Source organism: Streptomyces lushanensis (genome assembly GCF_001700515.1).
Taxonomy (GTDB): domain Bacteria; phylum Actinomycetota; class Actinomycetes; order Streptomycetales; family Streptomycetaceae; genus Streptomyces; species Streptomyces lushanensis.
In genome coordinates, this window is record NZ_MAUD01000140.1 from 1 (window position 1) to 22,369 (window position 22,369).

Here is a 22,369-nt window from a genome sequence, read left to right on the forward strand (position 1 = left end):
GGAGGTGCCGGATGACGCGGGACGGGCGGGCGGAGCACGGGCGGGCTGAGGACGGGCGGCAGCCGAGAGCGCAGTTGGGGATCGCCGAGGTCATGGGGCCGTCCATGTATCCGACGCTCAGGCACGGCGATCAGCTCCTGGTGCACTACCGCGCCCCGGTGAAGGCGGGCGATGTCGCGGTGCTCAAGCACCCGCTGCAACAGGACCTGCTCATCGTGAAGCGGCTGGTGGAGCGGCGCGACGGCGGCTGGTGGGTGCTCGGGGACAATCCCGGCGCCGAGGGCGACAGCCGGGTGTTCGGGACGGTGCCCGAGGAATTGCTGCTGGGCCGGGTCAGGGCGCGCTACCGGCCGCTGGGCGGTCAGCGCTCGGTGCGCGCGGTCATCTCCTGGCTGGTCTCGGCGGTACGGCCGGTGTCGGCCGAGCGCTCGGTCTCCAGGCGTTTGCGGGCCCGGTAGGCGGCGACATTGGCCCGGGTCGCGCAGCGGTCGGAGCAGTAGCGGCGCGAGCGGTTGGTGGAGGTGTCCAGATAGGCGTTGCGGCACGGCGCCGCCTGGCACAGCCCCAGCCGGTCGACGCCGTGCTCGGTCAGATGGAACGCGAGTCCCATCGCCGCGGTCGCCGCGTATCCGGCCGTCGCGTTCGAGGGATGGTCCGCGAGATGCATGTGCCAGCGCGGACGGCCCTCCTCGTCGAGATAGCCGTGGCCGGAGATCTGCGGGCTGACGGGATACTCCAGCAGCAGGGAGTTGAGCAGATCCACCGCCCGGGTGGCCTCGCCCGCGTCGGCGGCGCCGAAGACCGCGCGCAGCCGTGCCCGTACCGAGCGGAAGCGGGTCACGTCCGCCTCGGTGGCGCGGCGCGCCGCCTGGGAGCTGGGGCCGAAGAGGGCGCGGACGGCCTCGACCGAGGTCAGGGTGTCCGCGCCGCGGGCCGGTTCCTCGGTGTTGACCAGGCGCACGGCGAAGTCCGAGTAAGAGGCCAGTTCCACTTGTAGTCCTTACGGAAGCGGTCTAGAGTCGCGACGGGTGGGGATGTAATAGCTGTTTGCTGTTCCAGGGTATTACGAAGGAGGGCTCATGGCAGAGACGGCGGCCGGGACCGACTGGCGGGCCTGGCAGGAGAGCTGGGACCGTCAGCAGGAGTGGTACATGCCGGACCGCGAGGAGCGCTTCCGGGTGATGCTGGACATGGTCGAGGCCGTGGTGGGTCCCGAGCCCAGGGTGCTCGACCTCGCGTGCGGTACGGGAAGCATCACGGACCGGCTGCTGCGCCGGTTCCCCGGCGCCACCAGCACCGGCGTCGATCTCGATCCGGCCCTGCTCACCATCGCCCGCGGCTCCTTCGCCGGGGACGGGCGCGTGAGCTTCGTGACCGCCGATCTCGAGGACCCCGGCTGGACGGAGCTGCTGCCTCCCGGTCCCTACGACGCCGTCCTCACCGCGACCGCGCTCCACTGGCTCGGCGCCGGGCCGCTGGCCGTGCTGTACGGACAGCTCGCCGGGCTGGTCAGGGACGGCGGCGTCCTGATGAACGCCGATCACATGACGGACCTGGGCACGCCCCGGATCAACGCGGCGGAGCGCGCCCACCGGCACGCCGGCATGGACCGTGAGAAGGCCGCGGGCGCGCTCGACTGGGCCGAGTGGTGGGATCTCGCCCGTGAGGACCCGGTCCTCGCCGGGCCGATCGCCGAGCGGTTCGCGATCTACGGGGAACACGCCGACGGCGACACACCGTCCCTGGACTGGCACACGCGGACGCTCCTGGAGGCGGGCTTCGGCGAGGCGCGCGCCGTATGGGCCTCGCCCTCCGACACCCTCGTGCTCGCGCTGAAGTAGTCCGGCCGGGCACCGAGGCACACGCGAGGACCGCCGTGCACACGCGAGGACCGCCGTGCGTACGGAACGCGCGCCGAGGCGCACGCGACGCGCGGGCGGTACGCGGTACGCCGTACGGGCCCGCCGCCCGTAGCGGCGGGGGCGGTACGGAATCGTCCGTACCGCCCCCGCCCGGCCGTCGCTCCCGCTGCGGCGCCTTCCGCTACAGCACCTTCGACAGGAACGACTTCGTCCGGTCGTGCTGAGGATTCGTCAGGACCTCGCGCGGATGGCCGGATTCGACCACCACACCGTCGTCCATGAAGACCAGGGCGTCGCCCACCTCACGGGCGAAGCCCATCTCATGGGTGACCACGATCATCGTCATACCGTCCTGGGCCAGATCGCGCATGACATCGAGGACGTCGCCCACCAGCTCCGGATCGAGCGCCGAGGTCGGCTCGTCGAAGAGCATCAGCTTCGGCTCCATGGCCAGCGCGCGGGCGATCGCCACCCGCTGCTGCTGGCCGCCGGAGAGCCGGGAGGGGTAGTGGCCCGCCTTGTCGGCCAGGCCGACCCGGTCGAGCAGCCGCTCGGCGCGGGCCCGCGCCACGGCCTTGGTCTCGCCCCCGACCTGGACCGGTGCCTCCATGATGTTCTCGATCGCCGTCATGTGCGGAAAGAGATTGAAGCGCTGGAAGACCATGCCGATGTCCCGGCGCTTCCTGGCGACCTCACTGTCCTTCAGCTCGTACAGCTTGTCGCCCTTCTGGCGGTAGCCGACCAGCTCGCCGTCGACCGACAGCCGGCCGGCGTTGATCTTCTCCAGATGGTTGATGCACCGCAGGAAGGTCGACTTGCCCGAACCGGAGGGCCCGATCAGACAGAAGACCTCGCGCGGCGCGACCTCCAGATCGATGCCCTTGAGGATGTGCGCGGCACCGAAGGACTTGTGGACGCCCTCGGCCCGCACCATGGGTGTCCCGTTCATGTCGCTGTCCTTCACCGTCCGGGTCATGCCACGCCTCCCTTGGGCCGGCCGAGGGAGAGCAGATTGACGCGGATGCGCTGGAACGGCGTCGGCGGCAGGCTGCGGCTCGACCCACGCGCGTAGTAACGCTCCAGGTAGTACTGGCCGATGCTGAGCACCGAGGTCAGGATCATGTACCAGACCGCGGCGAGGAAGAGCATCTCGACCGTGGCGCCCGAGGTCTGCGAGACGTTCTGGGTCGCCCGCAGCAGCTCCGTGTACTGCACGGCCACCGCCAGCGACGAGGTCTTGAGCATATTGATGACCTCGTTGCCGGTGGGCGGCACGATCACCCGCATCGCCTGCGGTACGACGATCCGGCGCAGCGTCCTGCCGTGGCTCATGCCCAGCGCGTGCGCGGCCTCCGTCTGGCCCTCGTCGACCGACTGGAGGCCGGCCCGGCAGATCTCCGCCATGTACGCCGCCTCGTTGAGCCCGAGGCCCAGGAGCGCGCAGAGGAACGGCGTCATGAACGAGGACCACTCGTCCTTGTAGATCGGGCCGAGGTTGATGTACTCGAAGACGATGCCCAGGTTGAACCAGACCAGGAGCTGCACATAGACCGGTGTGCCGCGGAAGAACCAGATGTAGAACCACGCGATGGCGGAGGTCACCGGGTTCTTCGACAGCCGCATCACCGCCAGGACGATGCCCAGCACCACGCCGAGCAGCATCGCGAGCACCGTGATGACCACGGTGTTCTTGACGCCCGTCAGGATCTGGCTGTCGAAGAAGTAGTCCGGGACGGCGTCCCAGTTCACATCGCCCTGCGCGAACGCGTAGACGAGCGCGACCAGTACGCCGATCGCGACGACCGCCGACACGTACCGCCCGTAGTGCCGCACCGGAATCGCCTTGATGGATTCCGGTGCGACGCGCGTCACGTCGCGCGGGCCGTCCTGGGGGCCGTCCGACTTGTGGATGTCAACCGTCACGGATGTCGCCTTTCAGGGCCTTCGAGGCCGTGTTCCGAGGCTGTGTTTCGAAGCCGTGTGCGGACGGGCTCAGGATCCGCCGTTCAGCTTGGCCTCGGTGACCGCGCCCGCCTCGACACCCCACTTGGCGACGATCTTGCCGTACTCGCCGTTCTTGATGACCGCGTCCAGGGCGGCCACCAGCGCCTTCGACAGCTCGTTGCCCTTGGCCACGGCGATGCCGTACGGAGCGGCCTCGACCTGCTCGCCCACGAGCTGGAAGTCGTTGCCGCCGCCCGAGGTCTTCACGGCGTACGCGGCGACCGGGAAGTCGCTGGAGCCGGCGTCGGCGCCGCCGGCGCGCAGCCGGGTCTGGGCCTCCAGGTCGTTGTCGAACGCCTCCAGTGCGATCTTGCCCTTGCCGCTCTGCGTACACTTCTCGCTCTCGGCCTTGGCCAGATCGTGCGAGACCGTGTTGCGCTGGACGACCATCTTCTTGCCGCAGAGGTCGGACCAGGTGGCGATGCCCTTGTCGTCACCCTTCTTGGTGTAGATCGAGACACCGGCGGTGAAGTAGTCGACGAAGTCGACGCCCTCGCCGACCTTCTTGCCGGTGTCGCCGTCCACGCCGTTCTGCCGGTCCTTGGTGTCCGTCATGGCCGACATGGCGATGTCGTACCGCTTGGAGCGCAGACCGGTGAGCAGGGTGTCGAAGGTGCCGTTCTCGAACTCGAACGTCACCCCGAGCTGTCTGCCCATCGCCTCCGCGAGGTCCGGGTCGAAGCCCACCGTCTTGCCGGACTCGTCCTTGAACTCGATCGGCGGGTAGGCGATGTCGGAACCGACCTTGATCTTGCCCTTGTCCTGGATCGCCTCGGGGAGCTGGCCGAAGAGCGGCGCCTTGTTCGTCTCGGAAGTGTTCGGGCCTCCGTCGCCGCTGTCCGTCTGGTCGCCGCAGGCGGTCAGCAGCAGCGTGCCGGCGACCGCGATCGCGCCGGCCGTGGCGATGCGGGACCTCGCGGCGGTCGTACGGCGGGTGGTGCGTGCGATCATGATCAGGATCCTCCGGCGGTGAGGGAAGCTACCAAGCGGCCGGGCACGCGTCTTCGAGTGTCGCGACCATTTGTGATTAGGGCATCCTGCCATTCGGACTGGCCCATTCAGGGGGCCGAGCATGTCAAAATCGGGTAACGGGACACCCCCACCCCCAACATGGCGGTACCGCAAGACCGGACCTTCTGTTGGAATGCCTTCTTCCGGCCGGAGGATCTCCGGTCCGTTGCCGTTCCCCGACATGATCCATGCCATATGTCAGAGATGTCGAAGATGTCCCTCAGTGCGGTCATGGGCCGTGTCGCCGCGGCCATACGGACTCGTGGACGCCGAGGTCCTTCGGGTAAGAAGGACGATCACACCCCTCATCCGGGGCCCAGGGCGCGTGTGCGGCGCGCCCGCGCGTCCGTACGAACCCCGCCGGGCAGGTCAACCGCCTTCGCGGGGCACGGACGCGGTGCCCACCCACCCCTCCTCAACCAGGAGCGGCCACCCTCAACCGATGAAAGACGTAAGGGGTTACCAACACATGGCAGCGGAGATCGTGAATCCTCGCAGCACCGACGCCGACACCGACGCCCGCGCCGACCTGGCCTTCGATCCGGCCTTCGCGCTGCACCGCGGCGGCAAGATGGCCATCCGGGCGACGGTGCCGATCCGGGACAAGGACGATCTGTCCCTCGCGTACACACCCGGCGTCGCCAAGGTCTGCACCGCCATCGCGGACCGGCCCGAACTGGTCCATGACTACACCTGGAAGTCGCAGGTCGTCGCCGTCGTCACGGACGGTACGGCGGTGCTCGGCCTCGGCGACATCGGGCCGGAGGCCTCGCTCCCCGTGATGGAGGGCAAGGCGATCCTGTTCAAGCAGTTCGGCGGTGTGGACGCGGTGCCGCTGGCGCTCGGCACCACCGACACGGACGAGATCATCGAGACCGTCGTACGCCTCGCGCCCTCGTTCGGCGGCGTCAATCTGGAGGACATCTCGGCGCCGCGGTGCTTCGAGATCGAGCGCAGGCTCCAGGAGCGGCTGGACATCCCGGTCTTCCACGACGACCAGCACGGCACCGCCATCGTGACGCTCGCCGCCCTGCGGAACGCGGCGAGGCTCACCGGGCGCGCCCTGGGCGAGCTGCGCGCCGTCATCTCGGGCGCGGGCGCGGCCGGTGTCGCCATCGCCAAGTTCCTGCTGGAGGCGGGCATCGGCGATGTCGCCGTGGCCGACCGCAAGGGCCTGGTCAGCCCGGACCGCGGCGATCTGACCGATGTCAAGCGGGAGCTCGCCGGGCTGACCAACCGTGCCCGGCTCTCCGGCTCGCTGGACTCCGCGCTCTCCGGCGCGGATGTCTTCATCGGCGTGTCCGGCGGTACGGTGCCGGAGCCGGCGATCGCCTCGATGGCGCCCGGAGCGTTCGTCTTCGCGATGGCCAACCCGAACCCCGAGGTCCACCCCGACATCGCGCACCAGTACGCGTCGGTCGTGGCGACCGGGCGCAGCGACTACCCGAACCAGATCAACAACGTGCTGGCCTTCCCGGGAATCTTCGCGGGAGCGCTCCAGGTGCGGGCTTCCAGGATCACCGAGGGCATGAAGCTCGCGGCGGCGAACGCGCTCGCGGATGTCGTCGGTGACGAACTCGCGGCGGACTATGTGATCCCGTCGCCGTTCGACGAGCGGGTCGCGCCGGCCGTGACGGCCGCGGTGGCCGCGGCGGCGCGGGCGGAGGGCGTGGCGCGTCGGTGAGCTGACCGCGGTGGTGACCTGACCGCGTCGGTGAGCTGACCGCGCCGGGCGCCGGTCGCCGGCGCGTGCGGGCCGTGTCGTACCCCTTCCTCACGAACGGGGTTCGGCGCGGCCCGTGTCACAGGCCGTGGCGGTTCCGGTGCGCGGCCCGGTCGCTCTAGGGTCGGGGCATGTTTGCCGCCTACGCAGCGCGTACCGACTTCAACGATCCGCTTAACGCCCTTGAGCTGGGCGAGCGCCCGGCGCCCGGGACACGGCCCGGCTGGACCACCGTCACGGTGAGGGCGGCCTCCCTCAACCACCACGACCTCTGGTCGCTGCGCGGTGTCGGGCTGCCGGCCGAGAAGCTCCCGATGATCCTCGGCTGCGACGCGGCCGGGCTCGACGAGGACGGCAACGAGGTCGTCGTGCACTCCGTCATCGGGCAGACCGGCCATGGGGTCGGGCCGCGCGAGACCGGCTCGATCCTCACCGAGCACTACCAGGGCACCTTCGCCGAGCAGGTGACCGTGCCCGAGTGGAACGTACTGCCCAAGCCCGCCGGGCTCACCTTCGAGGAGGCGGCCTGTCTGCCCACCGCCTGGCTGACCGCGTACCGGATGCTCTTCACCAACGCCGGTGTACGGCCCGGGGATTCGGTGCTCGTCCAGGGTGCGGGCGGCGGTGTCGCCACGGCGGCGGTCGTCCTCGGCAGCGCGGCGGGCCTGCGGGTGTACGCGACGAGCCGGGACGCGGCCAAGCGGGCGCGCGCGGTCGAACTGGGCGCGCTGGAGGCGTTCGAGCCGGGCGCGAGGCTGCCGCACCGCGTGGACGCGGTGATCGAGACGGTCGGCGCGGCGACCTGGTCGCACTCCGTCAAGTGTCTGCGGCGCGGCGGCACGCTGGTGATCTCGGGCGCCACGAGCGGCGACCGTCCGGCGCACGCCGAGCTGACCCGGATCTTCTTCCTGGAGCTGAGGGTCGTCGGCTCGACGATGGGCAGCAAGGACGAGCTGGAGGACCTGCTCGCGTTCTGCGCGACGAAGGGAGTCCGTCCGGTGATCGACGCCGTGCTGCCGCTGGACCGGGCACGGGAGGGATTCGAACGGATGGCGGCGGGCGATCTGTTCGGGAAGGTGGTGCTGAAGCCGTGAGGCCCCGGCGCGTGTGTCAACTTTGATTGACATCTCCTGTCCGTCCCTGGCGGACGCCCGCAGGCACGGCGGCCTGTCGAAGGCGGGCGCGGACGCGCCGGCCGGGATCGGGACCGACGTGGACCGGATCGTCTCGAAGGCCGAGGAGGCGCACGGCGAGGGCGCGCTGCGGGCGGTCGGGGCGACCGGCCGCCGGAGGCGCCGGTGGCCGGGCCACCGGGGCTTCACCCCGGGCGCGAAGGGGGTGCTGGAGAGGTCCCCGCGCATCGCGGCGGGCCGGGGCGACCGCCACATCGGCGACGAGCACGTCCTCCTCGCCCTGGCGGCGCGCCCCCAACGTCGTGTCGGAGGTCCTGGCGGACCACGGCGGGACCTTCACCACCCTGGAGCGAGCGGTGTTCGGCCCCCCCCGAACGCACTCCCCGCCACCGGCACCTGACGAGTTCCCCGCGTCCCGGAGCATTCCCGGCCGGGCCGGAGGGGCCGCGGTCACACCCTTCCGGGGAAGTCCGCTTCGGGCCCGACCGGGGGAAGCCGCCCGGTGCCGGCCGTCCGTGGACCGGTACGCACACCGACCTGATCCGGTGAGCGTCGGCGGGCGGTGACAACGGCCGCGCCCGGCCCGGTCCAGGGCCTGCCGCAGGACCGGGCCGTTACGGCGGAGGTCCTTCGGGGCCCCGGCGGCGGCCCGGTGCGGGCGGATGCCGGTTCCGCCTGCCCGCCTGCCCGCCTGCCCGCCCGTCTGTCAGGCTCCCGGCAGGCGCAGCACCGTGCTGATGTGGGCCGCCGCCGTGGACAGATGGCGGCGGGCGGCGGCCAGTTGGGCGGGGGTCACCCCGTGGTCGCGCGCCGCGTCGCGAATGTCGTCGCGGAAGCGGTCCAGCAGGCGTTCCAGATCGCGGGCCGGGTCGCCCGTCCCCGGGGTGTCCTCCGCCCAGGCGGGATCCTGGAGCGGCTCGGCGGGCCCGGTGGTTCCGGCGGGCCCGGCGGGCGCGGTCCTGGTGACGCCGGTCTCGCCCGGTCCGGTTCCGGTGGACCCGGTGCCGGCGGTCCCGCGCTCCGCGGGCTCGGGCTTGGCGCCCCAGGTCAGGCCGCCCAGTTGGCCCGCCAGTTCCGACAGGCCCTCCCGTACGCCCGTGGGCCAGTCGCCGCGCAGGAAGTGGTCCTGCACCTGGTCCTGGACCTGCTTGGCGATCCGCTGCATCTCCTGACGGGCCGTCTCCTGCGCCTCCTTGGCCTGACGGCGCGCCTGCTGCGCGTCCTCGCGGGCCCGGCGGGACTCGTCCTTCGCGCGCCGGGCCTGCTCCTTCCACTCCTGCTTCGCGCGCTTCAGCTCCTCCTTGGCCTCGCGCCACGACTCGCTGTCCGTGAACGCCGTCTCCCGGTCCGCCGTCCGCGCGCCGCCGTCCTTGCGGGTCTCGGAGGCCGCCGCGCGCATCTCGCTGCGCAGCTGTCCCGCCGCGCCCCGTACGTCGTCACGGATCTCCGCGGCCAGTTCGGAGACCGACTCGCGGATCTCCAGCTCCAGATCGGCCAGCTCGCCGCTGCGGCCCGCCAGTTCGGCGCGGCCCGCGTCGGTGATCGAGTAGACCTTGCGCCCGCCCTCGGTGGCGTGCGTGACCAGGCCCTCGGCCTCCAGTTTGGCCAGCCGGGGATAGACGGTGCCGGCGGACGGCGCGTACAGGCCCTGGAAACGCTCCTCCAGCAGCCGGATCACCTCGTACCCGTGGCGCGGCGCCTCGTCGAGGAGCTTGAGCAGATAGAGCCGGAGTCGGCCATGGGCGAAGACCGGGGGCATGTCAGAACTCCTTCGCGTCGGTCGGCACCGCGTCGGCCCGTACCCCGTCGGCCGGTTCGTACTCCGCCGGCGGCCTTCTCAGCAGCGCGATCGATCCCGACACCGTCGTCGCCCTGAGCGTGCCCGTGCCCGCCCCCAGTGTTCCGGTGATCCGCTTCGCGCCCCACTGCCCGCTGACCCGGAGATCCTCGAACGCGTTGGACACCTTGCCGCTCGCCGTGTTCGCCTCGACCCGCGCGTCGGCGGGATGCGGCAGGCGGATCGCGACCTCGCCGGAGACGGACGACAGCTTGATGTCCGTGGGCCGGTCGCCCGGATCGAGGTCGACGACCATGTCGCCGCTGACCGATTCGGCCCGTACGGAGGAGCCCGCGCCCTCGACCACCGTCAGATCGCCCGAGACCGAGGTGAAGCGGAGATCGCCGGTGACGGCCTGCGCCTCCAGATTCCCGGAGACGGTCTCGGCGCGGACCTCGCCCGACAGCCCGACGAGCGTGGTGTCGCCGCTGACCCCGCGGACATCCGTACGCCCCCGGATCCCGGAGACCACGGCCCCGGCGCCGACCACTCCGACCTCGACCGCCGCTCCCGAGGGGACGGCGAGGGAGACGACGGCCCTGCGGTGCCGGCCCCTGCGGTCGAGCCATTTGAGGAGGCCCTTCCAGGACAGGTCCTCGTAGGCCACGGTGAGGGTGGAGCCGCTCCGCGTCACGGTCAGCGGCGGTCCCTCGACACCGGAGATCTCCAGCCGGGCGCCGCCCTGCTCGTTCCGTACGGACTCGTCCGAGCCGACGACATTCACCGTCCCGTTGACGATGCGCACATGGAGCGCCGTCACCGGGTCGTCGAAGGTGAGCTTCGTCGGCCCGGTGACTTCCCATGTCGACTCTTCCATGGTGCGACCTCCCGGGCCTGCCTCGACGCAACATATCGCGTCTCCTGAGAAACACGATATATCGCGGATCTGGGAAGTCAAGACCGGACGCCAACACCGGACGTCGAGGCCGGACGGCCGAACCCGGAGGGGCCGCAAGGGGTCCGAACGGACACAGCGCTCATATTCGGGCGAAGTGTCCTAGCGTGGGAGGCATGAACGCGACTTCCGTGGGTGCTCTGCTGCTCTGCAGGGCCGAGCCGGCGGCGGTACGGCCCGCCGCCCATCTGCTCCGTGAACGGCTGCTGCTCGTCCCGGCCGGCCCCGGCTGGAGCGTACTGGTGCCCGAGGGCAAGCCCTGGCTGGACGGCGGTGAACCGGTCGACCGGGTGGTCGCGGGCTGGTCCACCGCGCTCGCCGTCGGCGTCAACTGGCCGGTGCTCGCGCTGTGGTGGGACGCCGACCGCGCCGGGTACACCCTGGCGGCCGGCTTCCGGCGCACGGTCGGCTATGTCTGGCTCGCGGACGGCACACCGGCGGGCGAGGACGAGGCGATGCGTACGTTTACGGCCCGTCTCGGCCTCGATCCCGTCCTGGACCTCCCGGCCCTGGAACCGCTGACCCGGCAGGACCCGGAGGCCGACTCCCGGGACCGGCTGCTCGCCTTCGCCGCGTATCTCTCCCGGGCCGGTGTCGTGCTCCCGGTCGGGCTCGGACCCGGTGAACCGGCCGACCGGCTGCGCGAGGTGGCGCGTGTCCAGCCGGGCGCCGAGCAGGTGGAGTGGGCGGGCTGGCGCGACACCGTACGGGCCGAGCTGGACGTCGTGGAGGACGGGCCGCTCGGGCCCTGGCTGCGCGGACCACGGGCCCGGCTGGCCGGTGCGGGCCAGCTCGCGGCCGGTGTCCCGCTCACACTCTGGGCGGCGCGCCGCCACAGCGCCGGATGGGCCCTCGCCGGTGCCCTGCTGATCACTCAGGGGATGCTGACGCTCGCGTACGACCGTCTGCGCGCCGGACCGTGCCGGACGTTCACCCGTCGCCGTCGTCCGGGTAGTCCTCGTCGTCCTCGTCGTCCAGCCGGGCCAGCCATGTCGCCAGCCGCTCGACCGGCACCTCGAAGTCGGGATTGAGGTCGACGAACGCGCGGAGCTGCTCGGCCAGCCATTCGAAGGTGACCTCCTCCTCGCCGCGCCGCTTCTCCAGCTCCTCGGTCCCACGGTCGGTGAAGTACATGGCGAACAGCCTAATGCCTGGTGAAGGGCGGTGCGGTGGCCGGAAGCCCGGACTCCCGGCCGTCCGGGCCCGCCGGGAACCGCGTGGCGGCGAATCGCCGTCCTCCTCCATTGCCTCGCTTCGGCTCCGTACTGCCGTTAACCTGCGGGGAATTGGGGGAACGGGGGCGTCATGGAGGACGGAGAGGTCCGTATCACCCGCATCGAGATGCCGGACGGCACGCCCGTCTGGGCCCGGATCTCGGGTGCCGAGGAGCTGAGGCGGCCCACCGGTGGTCTGACCTACTCGGACACGGGATTCGCCGAGCAGGTGCAGGCGCGGGTGGAGAGCCTGAACGGAGTGGTCACCAGTGTCGCGCGGTCGCTGGCGGGACCGCTGAGGGCGGTGCGGCCCGACGAGGTCAGCATCGAGTTCGGTATCGAACTGACCGCCAAGTCCGGCAAGGTCGTGGGACTGCTCGCGGACGGCGAGGCCAAGGGGGCGATCAAGGTGACCCTCACCTGGAACAACGGCGGGCCGCCCGATCTGTCGGCGCCGCCGCTGGTGCCTCCCCAGGCCGTGGCACCGGCCGCGGGCGAACCCTCCGGGGCGCCCTCCGGAGGGACACGGTCCGACGGGGAGGCGCCCGGGGGCGCCCCGCCTGGCGCACCGGCGCACCCCGGCGGGCTCACGCCTCCGGCCGGGAGCGGACCATGATCGACGGGTTCGGCCGGGGTGCGCCGGGCGCCTCGGGCGAGACCCAGCGTGCGCTCAAGGACCTCGTCGCGGCGGCGACCGTGCGCATCCATGGCCCGGCGTACGGGTATGCCCCTGATGAACCAGGTGGCGGCTTCCTGGGAAGCGGCTTCTTCATCGCCCCGAGCTGGGTTCTCACTTGTGCGCACGTGGCGATGCAGGGGGAGGGGCGGGAGGTGACCGTGGTCTTCGAGATCGGCCCCGGCAGCGGCGAGGGCGAGTCGTCGGTGACGGGCTCCGTGGTCGCGGCGCTCCCCGAGCCGCCGCGCGACGCGCTCGCGGCCCGCTCGTTCGGTACGCCCGGGAGCTGGCCGGGACCCGATCTGGCGCTCATCAGGCTCCGCCGGCCGGTCGAGCACCCCTGTGTGTATGTCACGGAGCGGCCCGCGGCCTTCTTCGGCGGCGCGCAGGTGCTCTACTCCGGCTGGACGGAGGTGGGCGGCCGGCTCAAGCGGCTCAGCGGCTACTGCACCGTGCAGGGCACACTCGGCGGCTGGGGCGATCCGGACGAGCAGATCCGGCTCGGCGGCGACCTGCTGCCGCCGGGGATCTCCGGCGGGCCCGCCGTCGATCCGGCCCGGGGCGAGGTGGTCGGTGTGCTCAAGTCGCAGCTCGTCGGCGGCCTCGGCGGCACCTCGATCGGTATCGAGCAGCTCCGTTCGCTGCCCGTCCCCGCCACGATGGCCGGAGCCGAGTCCGACGACGACTACCAGGCCGTCTTCCACGCCCATGACCGCTATCACGCGGACCGCCACACCAACCGGGTGGGCACCGGCCGCACCTGGGCCGATGTGCAGAGCGGACTGGGCGCGGGCGCCGACCGCGCGCTCACCCCCCAGCAGCGCATCATCCTGCTCGGCAGACTCGCCGAGCTGCCGCCGCCGGTCTCCACCCGCGGCCTGCTCGATCTGCTGGTCCGCCTGCCGAACGTCCACTCGGTCGACCGTTATCCGGCGCCGCGGAGCTGGCGGGACGGGCTCGGCGCGCTGTACGAGACCAGGGGCGGCGAGGCCGCGCTCGAACTGGTCCTGCGCTACTGCATGAGCGTCATCTCCGCCGAGCGCCCCTATGTCACCCGCTCCACGGCGCCGGCCGAGGAGGCGCTCTGGAACTGGGTGAAGTGGGTCGCCGACGACCGGCTCTCGCGCGAGTTCCGCAACGAGATCACCCAGCTCTGGTCCGCGGCCCGCTACCGCACCGACCGCGCGCAGCGCCGCGCGTCCCCGGCGTACGGCGAGCGGCCCGTGGAGGGTGAGGGCTCCTTCGTCCTGCTGGAGCTGGAGCCGCGCGGCTGGGAGCGGGACAGCTACGACTGGCGCGTCGGTGTCGCCCGGCACACCGGCGAGGTGGTGCCCGTCAAGGAGGACAGCCGGGGCACGGTGGCCCAGGACCTGCCGGCCAGGCTCACCGCGCCGCTGGCCGAGGCGTTCCGGCGGTGCGACGAACCGGACAGCCCGGCCGTGCTCCAGGTCGCGGTCGTCCAGGCACAGCTCGGTCTGGAGGTCGACCGCTGGCAGCTGTCGCCCGACGAGCCGCCGCTCGGCACCGTACGCCCGGTGGTGGTCCGCTGCTCGAATCCCGGTCCGCCGCTCTCGGAGGACGAGGCGCGTGAGCACCGGGCCCGGTGGAACCGCACCTGGAGCGTGGCGATGCGCGGCGAGATCATCGATTGCGAGGACGGACTGCGGGTACCCGTACCGACGGACGAGGACCTTCGGGCGCTGGCGTACGAGACCGTGCCGGTGCTCTGCCGGTTCGGGGACCGGCCGGACGGCGAGACCGCGGCCGGGCTGAGCCGGGTGGTGCGCGGCGGCTTCCACATCGCCCTGCTGCGCCGCGGCGAGGACAGGCCGGGCATGGTCTGCGCGGACTTCCACCGCCGCGCGCTGGACACCGTCGCCGAGGCCGGGACCGCCGATCAGCTCCCGCGCACGATCCAGGAGCTGAGACGCGGAGTGAGCGCGGGCCGTACGGAGATGTACTGGTCGGACGGCGTGGCGCTCTACTACGACGACCCGCACCACCCCCTGCCCGGATCGGGACAGCTCCTGGAGGCACCGTGAACGGTCCGGAGCCGGGGCCGATCGGTCCCCTTACGGGCGCGGCGGCGGATCGCTACGGTGATGCACGTTGTCCTTGCGGCGATGCGCGTTCGGCCCCTCCGACTGCCCTCCCGACTGCCCCGGACCGCCCTGGCGGACGAGTGACGATGAGGAACACGTGATGAGTGAACCCGGCGAGTGGCTCATCTACCGAGGGGCCGGCGAACCGCACGGAGGCATCAACCAGCTTCCGCCGCCGCCGCCCTGGCGGGACTTCGCGGGCGGTGACGACACCTCGTCGAACGGCTCCGCGGACCGCCGGCTCGGCGGCTACCGGCACGAGGCCGAACTGCACCGGCCGGGCGCGGAAGAGCTGGAGATGATCAACGCCGCGCTCTATCTGAGGCGTCCGCTGCTGGTCACCGGGAGTCCCGGCGCGGGCAAGAGCACCCTGGCCCACTCCGTCGCCCATGAGCTGGGGCTCGGCCGGGTGCTGCGCTGGCCCATCGTCAGCCGGTCCACGCTGCTGGACGGGCTCTACCACTACGACGCGATCGCCCGGCTCCAGGATGTGCAGCTCGCCGCGCACCGCGCCTCGTCGGGGCCGGACGGGCCGGACGGGCCGTCCACGCCGGACGGCGCGGGTGGTACGGGCGGCTCGGGCGGCGCGCGCCACCAGGACCCGTCGGCGGACATCGGCAGCTACATCCGCCTCGGCCCGCTCGGCACCGCCCTGCTGCCCTCCGCGCTGCCTCGCGTCCTGCTCATCGACGAGCTGGACAAGAGCGACATCGACCTGCCGAACGATCTGCTCAATGTGCTGGAGGAGGGCGAGTTCGGCATACCGGAGCTGGAGCGCATCGCCGACCGGCTGCCCGACGGCGAGGCCGAGGTGCTCACCGACGACGGGACGAAGGTGAAGGTGAAGGGCGGCCGAGTGCAGTGCAGGGCCTTCCCCTTCGTCGTCCTCACCAGCAACGGCGAGCGCGACTTCCCGGCGCCGCTGATGCGCCGCTGCATCCATCTCGAACTGGGCCGCCCGGACCACCAGCGGCTCGCCACCTTCGTACGGGCCCATCTCGGCGACGAGGCGGCACGCGCGGGCGACGATCTCATCGCCCACTTCCTGGAGCGCTCGCGCAGCGAACTGATCTCCACCGACCAGCTTCTGAACGCCATCTATCTCACCGACGCCGCCGCCCCGGCAGGCCGGGACCGGCTCGCCGACCTGCTCATCCAGCGACTCGACCGGCCGAGGTGATGCGCTGATGCCCGATGTCACGGTACGTCACGGCCCGGACAGCGAGCCGGAACCGGGACGCGGGCACGCCCCGGAGCGACCTCCCGGGGCCGGGAGCGGGCCGCCCTACGACGGTGTGCTGCTCACCGCGCTGGTCGCCCGGCTGCGCGAGGCCGGTCTCGATCCCGACGCCGAACAGCTCTGCGACGCCATCTGGCTGGCCCAGCAGACCAGCGGCGGCCGGACCTCGGACGGGGGCGCCGAGGGAGCGGAGGGCATCACGTACGCCGGCTCCGAGCCGGCCGGCCCGGGGCCGCTCTCCGTCACCCGGCCGGGCGAGCAGGACCGTACGGGCGAGGACGGCCCGGCGGACGAGCCGCTCCCGCGCTCCGAACTCCCCGATCCCGACCGGCGGATCGCACTCCATCCCGTCCCTCGCGACGACGGGCCGCGCATCCGGTCGGGCGGCGCGTCCGCCGCGCTCACGCTCGGCGTGCCCGCCGCGCCCGCGCTGCCCGCGCCGCTGGAGCTCCAGCGCGCCCTGCGCCCGCTCCAGCGGTACCGTCCTGCCGCGCCCCCGCTGCGCCGTACCCTTGACGAGGTGGCGACCGTTGAACTCAGCGCCCGTGCCGGCGGGCTGATCATCCCGGTGTTCCGCGGGGTGTCCCGGGCGGACGCACTCCTCCAGTTCGTCATGGACACCTCGTCGTCCATGCGGGTGTGGGAGCGCCTCTTCGGCGAACTTCAGCAGATCTTCGGCCAGTTGGGTGCCTTCCGGGATGTCCAGGTGCGCTATCTGCACCAGGGCCCCGACGGGGCGCCCGCCGTCAGCAGGAGTCCCGATCCGGCCGCCGCGCCGCTCAGCTCCGCCGACCGGCTCAGCGATCCGACCGGACGGCGCGTCACCGTGGTCGTCAGCGACTGCGCGGGCCCGCTCTGGCACAGCGGACGCGCCCACCGGCTGCTGCACCAGCTCGGCCGGCAGGCCCCCACCGCCGTCCTGCAACCGCTGCCGCAGCGCATGTGGAACCGTACGCGGCTGCCCGTCACCTACGGTGTGCTCTCCCGGGGCGAAGGGCTCGCGGGAGCCGCCGTCCTGAAGGTCGGCGACGAGACGGCGCCGGGCCAGGCGGCGCATCCGGGCGCCCTCGCCATTCCCGTACTGCCTCCGGTCGCGGGCGCGCTCGGCGCGTGGGCCCGGCTGCTCTCGGGCACCGGCGCGGGCCGGATCTCCGGCGCGGTCGGCTGGGTGCGCGCCGACCATCCCGCGGCGCCCCCGCAGCGTCCCGGCGACCGGATGTCCTCCCTCCAGCTCGTCAGCAGGTTCCGCTCGGCCGCCTCGCCGGTCGCGGGACAGCTCGCGGTCTATCTCGCGGCGGCTCCGCTCTATCTGCCGGTGATGCAGCTCGTACAGCGCACGATGCTGCCCGACTCCGGTCCCTCGGAGCTCGCCGAGGTGCTGCTCAGCGGGCTGCTCTCGCGCGGCAAGAGCGACAGCGCGGACGACGGGCCGTGGTACGAGTTCGCCCCCGGTGTGCAGGAGGCGCTGCTCGGACCGCTCGGGCGCGACGAGGCGATGCTGGTGCTCAAGCACTGCTCCGAGTACATAGAGCAGCGGTTCGGCAGGGGCGGACCGAACTTCCCGGCACTGGCGCTCGCCCAGCTCGGCGACGGCAGCCACGGTCCGCTCTTCCCGCGCGGCGGCCTCGACGACGACGGCCCGTTCGGCGCCCACGGCGCCGACGGCATCGAGCCCGGCGAGAGCGGTGAGCCGGGCGCGGACGGACAGCGGGTCCCGCATCCCTTCGCCGAGGTGGCGGCGCGGGTGCTGGAGCGTTTCATGCCGCTGCCCGAGCAGTTCACCGACCCCGACGCGGGCGGCCCCGGTCCCGAGGACCGGACCACCAACGCCGCGGTGGAGAGCGCCCGTGACCTGCTGCGCCAGTTCGAGTCGGACGGCATGGTGCAGTATCTGATCGACGCCGTGCAGCAGCTCCGCGGTGCCACCGAGCGCGAGGCGCCCGGCGCCGCCGATCCCGAGCTGTGGGCCGAGACCGCCCGCTGTCTGCTGCGGCTGTGGGAGGTCCAGGGCGGCGGCGAACTGCTGCGCGAGGCCATAAGGGCGGCCGAGCGGGCCGCCGCGCATCCCCGGGCGGTACGCGAACGGGCGGTGCTGGCCCAGGTGCTGCACGCGGCGGCCGACGACCGCCGCCGGCGCGGCGACCGGCCCGGCGCGCTGGAGCTGCTGCGCCGCGCCGACCGCGAGTACGCCTTCGCCTGCGCGGCGCCCGGACTGGAGCCCGGCGAGGCGCTGCGGCTCACCCTGGAGCGGGTGCGCGCGCTGGAGGCGCAGTGGCGTCTCGGCGGCGACAGCGCGCTCCTCCAGGGCGCGATCGGCATGCTGGAGGCGTTCGCCGACGTCTGGCCCGATCAGGAGAACCGTCCCGCCGGGCTGCCTCTGGCGCACGGCCGCACTCTGCTGCGGCTCTCCGGCGCGACCGGCGACACCGAACAGGCCCAGGTGTACGCGACCCAGGCCGCGCGTTCGCTGCGCAAGGCCCTCTCGCCGGGCTCGGGAGCGCACACCGTGTCCACGCAGGCCAGGATCCTGCTGGATCTGGTGGACGCGCTGCTGCGCTCCGGCGAGGGGCTCGACGAGGCCGGGACCCTGATCGAACAGTCGCTGGCGACCGTACGGGACGAGCGGCTGCGCGCCTCGCTCAGGGCGCGCGCGGGACGGGTGTGCCTGGCGCGGTACGAACGCTCCGGCGACCCGGCCGATCTCGAAGAGGCCGCCGAGTGCTTCGCCCGCGCGGCCCGCGGCACCGCCCGTGACTCCCGGGCCCACGCCGATCTGCTCGCGGAATGGGGCGGCGCGCTGCTGCGCCGCGCCGAGCTGCCGGACGGAGCCCCGTTCACCGGCGCGGCGGTACGGGTGCTGCGCGACTGCCGTACGGAGACAGTGACGGGCACCGCGCGCCAGGCGGAGCGGCTGCTGATGCTGGGGCGGGCGCTGATGCTCCGGCACCGGCTCCACGACGACCGGGTGGATCTGCGGGAGGCCGAGCATCTCTTCGGTCTCGCGGCACAGGAGGCGAGCGAACCGCTGACCGAGGCCCGGTGCTGGCTGGAGCTCGGCCGCTCGCATCTCGACGCGTACCGGACGCTGCACCGGCCGGCCCGGCTGGACGACGCGGCCGAGGCGTTCCGGGACGCGGCGGACGCGGCCAGGACGGCGGAGGAGGAACTGGAGAGTCCGCGACTGCGTCTCCAGGCCGTCGCGTTGCGTGCTGAGGCGAACCACTGGCGGGGTATGACATACGAGAGGGCCGGACGGCCCAGGGCCGCGCGTGAGGCATACCGGGCGGCCCGTACGGAATGGCGCAAGCTGCCGGACGGCGGTGGCGGGACGGCCGGGTCGACCATGGAGCGGCTGGCCGAGCTGGAGCGCTGAGCCGGGCGCTCCACGACAGGGCTACGGGGAGAACACGATGAGCGACGTGACGTGCGCCGCGGTGGACGGGACGCCCGGGGACCGGGCACCGGACCACGGGGCGCCGACCGACGGTGCGCCGGGGTACGAAGGCCTGGCCGACGAGGACTTGGACGACCGGGCGTCGAAGGACCGGGCGCCCGGCGGCGGGACGGCGGCCGGCGGTGGCGAGCTGCCCGATCTGCTGGCACTGGACCTGGAGACACTGCGGACCCTGGACCACCCGGTACTCGCCGAGGTGGTGGCGGATCTGCGGGGCAGGGCGGAGCAGCCCCGGGAATTGCTGTGGGGGTTCAACAACGCCTTCTGAGAAGGGATTTCGCACGCCCCGAGAAGAGCTCCGTACACCGTTTCGGTCCGGGACACCGCTGAAATGGACAACCTCGCCGCCTTGGGTTTGCCTCCCCGGTCGTCCCGGGAACCACCCTTCGGCCGGACAGGCCCCAGGGCGTTGTCCGCAGGCGCCCGCGGCTGTCCCGGACAGGCGGCCCCGGCTGCCCAGACGCCGTACATCATGGGGGTTCCCGTGCCCTTCGGGCAGTTCATCGTCAAGGTGCACGGCCGGTGCAATCTCGCCTGCCGCTACTGCTATCTGTACGCGGGCCCCGACCGGACCTGGCGTGACCGTCCCGCCGCGGCCGGGCCCGAGGTCCTGGACCGCGCCGCCACCCGGATCGCCGAGCACGCGGACACCCACGCGCTGAGCGAACTCGCCCTCGTGCTGCACGGCGGTGAGCCGCTGCTGGCGGGCGCGGGACGGCTGGCCGCCTTCGCCGGTCTCGTACGGGAGCGGGCGGGCCGGGAGCGTACGGTCCATGTCACCGTACAGACCAACGCCACCCTGCTCACCGAGCGCAGGATCGCCACGCTCGCCCGGCACTCCATACGCGTCGGTGTCAGCCTCGACGGCGGCCGGCCCGCGCACAACACACTCCGCACCGACCACGCCGGACGCCCGTCCTGGCCCGCCGCCGTACGGGGCATCCGGCTGCTCGCGGCACACCGTCCCGAGGCGTACGCGGGCATCCTCACCGTCGTCGATCCTCGGACCGACCCGGTCGAGATGTACGCATCGCTGCTGGAACTGGGCCCGCCCGCGCTCGATCTGCTGCTGCCGCACGGCAACTGGACCGCACCGCCGCCCGGTCTGCCCGCCATGGACCCGCACCGGCACGGGCCGGGCGTCAAGCGCCCGACCCCGTACGGCGACTGGCTGAGCACGGTCTTCGACCGGTGGTGGTCGGCGGGCCGCCGGGAGACCCGGATCCGGCTCTTCGAGGAGTGTCTCGCCCTGCTGCTGGGACTGCCCGGCGCCACCGAGTCCCTCGGGCTCGATCCCGTCAACGCCGTCGTGGTCGAGACCGACGGCGCCATCGAGCAGGTCGACTCCCTCAAGTCCGCCCACCACACGGCCGCCGCCACCGGACTCGACATCTTCCGCCACTCCTTCGACGACGCCCTGAGCCATCCCGGGATCGCCGCGCGGCGGTCGGGCGCGGCGGCCCTCGCGGCCGGCTGCCGGAGCTGTCCGCTGCTCACCGTCTGCGGCGGCGGCAACTACGCGCATCGCTACCGCGCGGGCGAGGGCTTCCGCCATCCCTCCATCTACTGCGCCGACTTGGAGCGTCTGATCCGCCATGTGACCGCCAGGCTCACCGAAGCGACGGCGACCGCGACCGCGGATGCCACCGGGAATGCCACCGCGCATGCGACAACGAGGGCGAACACCACCAGGACGGCGACCGGAGCGACGGTGACGACGCCGGCCTCTCCGACAACGGGCCCGGTGTACGCGGGAGGTCCGCGGTGAGCCTCGCCGTCCCGGAGACCGTCCTGCGTGAACTCGGCCGTACCGAAGGCGGATCCGAGACCCTCGCACTGCTCGTACGCGATCAGCACACCCGCCGTCTCGTCCTGCTGCGCGCCCTGCTCGACGCGGCGGAGGCGGCGCCGCCCGCGCTCTGCCCGCCCGAGGCGCTCGACCGGCTGCGCCAGGACTGGGCGCTGCTGGAGGCCGCCGAGCGCGCCGACCGGGCCGCCGTACGGGCCGTGCTGCTCTATCCGCTCGCGGGCCCCTGGGCGCAGCGGTGTCTGAGCGGCCTCACCGCCGCCGGTCCCGCACCCGTGCCCGCGCCCGAACTCCGCGCCGATCTCGACCACTTCAGCGCCCTCGCCGCCGCCGCCGCGATCCGCGCCCGGCTGCCCTTCACCGCCCGGCTGACGGCCCACGACGGGCTGCTCGCGCTGCCCACCCTGGGCGCGCTGCGCACCGAGCCGGGCCCGCCCGCGCCCGTCGACGCCGAACTGGCGGAAGAGCGTGTGACGCTCCGTCAGAAAGACGCGGCACCCGTCACCGTACGGATCACGGACGACGGCGCGCGCGCCGCCGATCCGCGCTGGCTGCCCGTGCGCACGCTGCCCCCCGTACGGCCCGGAGCCGCGCCCGTACCGCTGGACGACCTCGATCCGTACCGCGCGGCGGACAGCGGTCTGGAGCGCCACGGACTGTCCGCCGTCACCAGCCTCGACGACGACGAGCGCGCCGTCTGGGCCCGGTCCTGGGCCGGAGTGGAACCGCTGCTCCGCATCGGCGGACCGCACCGGCCCGCCGAGGCGGCCGCCCTGCTGCGCTGTCTGGTCCCGCTCGCGCCACCGCCCGGCGCCGCGCCCACCGGCGAGGGCGCGGCACACAGCAGCGGCACCCGGCGCGAGGCGTTCGGCGCGGTGCTCAGCAGCCGCCCGGCCACCGCCGCCTTCTTCGCGTCCACGCTCGTCCATGAACTCCAGCACACCAAACTCGCCGCGCTCGCCGCCCTCGTCCCGCTGCACCACGAGGACGCGACGCCCCGCCACTTCGCTCCCTGGCGCTCCGACCCCCGGCCCTTCGACGGACTGCTCCAGGGCGCGTACTCGCACCTCGCGCTCGCCGACTACTGGCAGCGCTTCGCCCTCGGCGCCGAGCGGCTCTCCCACCGCGACCTGGCCTGGGCCGAGCACGCCCGGTGCCGTGAACAGGTCGGCGCGGTCCTGCCGGTGCTGGCCGGATCCGGAGCGCTGACACAGGAGGGCCGCGTCCTCGTCAACGAGATGATCGCGGTCTACCACCGGATCGCCGAGACCTCTCCGCCGCCCGGCCATCTCACCCGCGCGGTGGCGTATGTACGTACCGCGCGGATGATCTGGCGCCAAAGGAACGGAACGTGAAGCGGCGCGCACGAGGATGGATTCCCGGTGCTCCGGGGTATGTTAAAAGGGCGTAT

Annotated in this window: 19 protein-coding genes and 1 pseudogene; 13 read left to right on the plus strand and 7 right to left on the minus strand. The window is 72.7% G+C overall.

Annotation, left to right across the window (positions count from 1 at the left end; all coding sequences use genetic code 11):
- Positions 1-11: 11 nt before the first annotated feature.
- Positions 12-458, plus strand: a complete 447-nt coding sequence (gene sodX, locus BFF77_RS13055) for a nickel-type superoxide dismutase maturation protease (RefSeq protein WP_079125110.1) — start codon at positions 12-14, stop codon at positions 456-458.
- Here sodX and BFF77_RS13060 read toward each other — a convergent pair.
- Positions 362-991, minus strand: coding sequence for a CGNR zinc finger domain-containing protein (locus BFF77_RS13060; protein WP_066948132.1), 630 nt, complete (start codon positions 989-991; stop codon positions 362-364). The two genes, sodX and BFF77_RS13060, sit on opposite strands and share 97 nt — an antisense overlap.
- 88 nt (positions 992-1,079) lie before the next feature.
- Between BFF77_RS13060 and BFF77_RS13065 the strand changes: the two genes are divergently transcribed.
- Positions 1,080-1,841 (plus strand): class I SAM-dependent methyltransferase, encoded by a 762-nt coding sequence (locus BFF77_RS13065; protein ID WP_066948137.1) that lies wholly within the window; start codon positions 1,080-1,082, stop codon positions 1,839-1,841.
- Positions 1,842-2,043: 202 nt separating this feature from the next.
- On the opposite strand, the gene BFF77_RS13070 is transcribed toward BFF77_RS13065, so the two are convergent.
- The 3 genes from BFF77_RS13070 to BFF77_RS13080 all read right to left on the minus strand — a co-directional run bounded on the left by BFF77_RS13070 (position 2,044) and on the right by BFF77_RS13080 (position 4,817).
- On the minus strand, positions 2,044-2,811 hold the full coding sequence (locus BFF77_RS13070; RefSeq protein WP_066948189.1) for an amino acid ABC transporter ATP-binding protein: 768 nt from the start codon (positions 2,809-2,811) through the stop codon (positions 2,044-2,046).
- 23 nt (positions 2,812-2,834) lie between these two features.
- Positions 2,835-3,785 (minus strand): amino acid ABC transporter permease, encoded by a 951-nt coding sequence (locus tag BFF77_RS13075; protein WP_066948140.1) that lies wholly within the window; start codon positions 3,783-3,785, stop codon positions 2,835-2,837.
- A 69-nt stretch (positions 3,786-3,854) separates the two neighbouring features.
- Complete coding sequence (locus BFF77_RS13080; RefSeq protein ID WP_066948143.1) at positions 3,855-4,817, minus strand: ABC transporter substrate-binding protein; 963 nt, start codon at positions 4,815-4,817, stop codon at positions 3,855-3,857.
- A gap of 529 nt (positions 4,818-5,346) precedes the next feature.
- On the opposite strand from BFF77_RS13080, the gene BFF77_RS13085 reads away from it, so the two are divergent.
- From BFF77_RS13085 to BFF77_RS13095, 3 genes are all read left to right on the plus strand, one after another.
- On the plus strand, positions 5,347-6,561 hold the full coding sequence (locus tag BFF77_RS13085; RefSeq protein ID WP_066948146.1) for an NAD(P)-dependent malic enzyme: 1,215 nt from the start codon (positions 5,347-5,349) through the stop codon (positions 6,559-6,561).
- 170 nt (positions 6,562-6,731) lie between these two features.
- On the plus strand, positions 6,732-7,694 hold the full coding sequence (locus BFF77_RS13090; protein WP_066948149.1) for a zinc-binding dehydrogenase: 963 nt from the start codon (positions 6,732-6,734) through the stop codon (positions 7,692-7,694).
- Between the two features lie 13 nt (positions 7,695-7,707).
- Complete coding sequence (locus BFF77_RS13095) at positions 7,708-8,133, plus strand: hypothetical protein (protein WP_066948152.1); 426 nt, start codon at positions 7,708-7,710, stop codon at positions 8,131-8,133.
- A 306-nt stretch (positions 8,134-8,439) separates the two neighbouring features.
- On the opposite strand, the gene BFF77_RS13100 is transcribed toward BFF77_RS13095, so the two are convergent.
- Both BFF77_RS13100 and BFF77_RS13105 read right to left on the minus strand, forming a co-directional pair.
- Positions 8,440-9,492 carry a PadR family transcriptional regulator gene (locus BFF77_RS13100; RefSeq protein ID WP_066948155.1) on the minus strand — a complete coding sequence of 351 codons (1,053 nt, stop codon included), beginning with the start codon at positions 9,490-9,492 and terminating at the stop codon, positions 8,440-8,442.
- 1 nt (position 9,493) lies between these two features.
- On the minus strand, positions 9,494-10,387 hold the full coding sequence (locus BFF77_RS13105; protein ID WP_066948157.1) for a DUF4097 family beta strand repeat-containing protein: 894 nt from the start codon (positions 10,385-10,387) through the stop codon (positions 9,494-9,496).
- A 194-nt stretch (positions 10,388-10,581) separates the two neighbouring features.
- Between BFF77_RS13105 and BFF77_RS13110 the strand changes: the two are divergent.
- A pseudogene (locus BFF77_RS13110) lies at positions 10,582-11,382 on the plus strand (hypothetical protein); the annotation flags it as partial.
- A 13-nt stretch (positions 11,383-11,395) separates the two neighbouring features.
- On the opposite strand, the gene BFF77_RS33220 reads toward BFF77_RS13110, so the two are convergent.
- Positions 11,396-11,599, minus strand: a complete 204-nt coding sequence (locus BFF77_RS33220) for a DUF6104 family protein (RefSeq protein WP_079125111.1) — start codon at positions 11,597-11,599, stop codon at positions 11,396-11,398.
- A 171-nt stretch (positions 11,600-11,770) separates the two neighbouring features.
- Here BFF77_RS33220 and BFF77_RS13115 point away from each other — a divergent pair, with 171 nt between their 5' ends.
- The 7 genes from BFF77_RS13115 (at position 11,771) to BFF77_RS13145 (ending at position 22,313) form a co-directional block, all read left to right on the plus strand.
- The gene (locus BFF77_RS13115) at positions 11,771-12,295 is read left to right on the plus strand and encodes a CU044_2847 family protein (protein ID WP_066948160.1); all 525 of its coding nucleotides are present in this window, start codon (positions 11,771-11,773) and stop codon (positions 12,293-12,295) included.
- On the plus strand, positions 12,292-14,397 hold the full coding sequence (locus BFF77_RS13120) for a VMAP-C domain-containing protein (RefSeq protein WP_066948163.1): 2,106 nt from the start codon (positions 12,292-12,294) through the stop codon (positions 14,395-14,397). Before BFF77_RS13115 ends, BFF77_RS13120 begins: the two co-directional genes overlap by 4 nt.
- Before the next feature lie 160 nt (positions 14,398-14,557).
- Positions 14,558-15,637 (plus strand): AAA family ATPase, encoded by a 1,080-nt coding sequence (locus BFF77_RS13125; RefSeq protein WP_066948166.1) that lies wholly within the window; start codon positions 14,558-14,560, stop codon positions 15,635-15,637.
- Between the two features lie 7 nt (positions 15,638-15,644).
- Positions 15,645-19,070 (plus strand): SAV_2336 N-terminal domain-related protein, encoded by a 3,426-nt coding sequence (locus BFF77_RS13130; RefSeq protein ID WP_066948169.1) that lies wholly within the window; start codon positions 15,645-15,647, stop codon positions 19,068-19,070.
- A 37-nt stretch (positions 19,071-19,107) separates the two neighbouring features.
- Complete coding sequence (gene fxsA / locus BFF77_RS38170) at positions 19,108-19,419, plus strand: FxSxx-COOH cyclophane-containing RiPP peptide (protein WP_079125112.1); 312 nt, start codon at positions 19,108-19,110, stop codon at positions 19,417-19,419.
- Positions 19,420-19,623: 204 nt separating this feature from the next.
- Entirely contained in the window at positions 19,624-20,919 is a 1,296-nt protein-coding gene (locus BFF77_RS13140) for an FxsB family cyclophane-forming radical SAM/SPASM peptide maturase (protein WP_079125113.1), read from the plus strand.
- Positions 20,916-22,313, plus strand: a complete 1,398-nt coding sequence (locus BFF77_RS13145) for an aKG-HExxH-type peptide beta-hydroxylase (protein WP_066948172.1) — start codon at positions 20,916-20,918, stop codon at positions 22,311-22,313. Before BFF77_RS13140 ends, BFF77_RS13145 begins: the two co-directional genes overlap by 4 nt.
- Positions 22,314-22,369 lie beyond the last annotated feature (56 nt).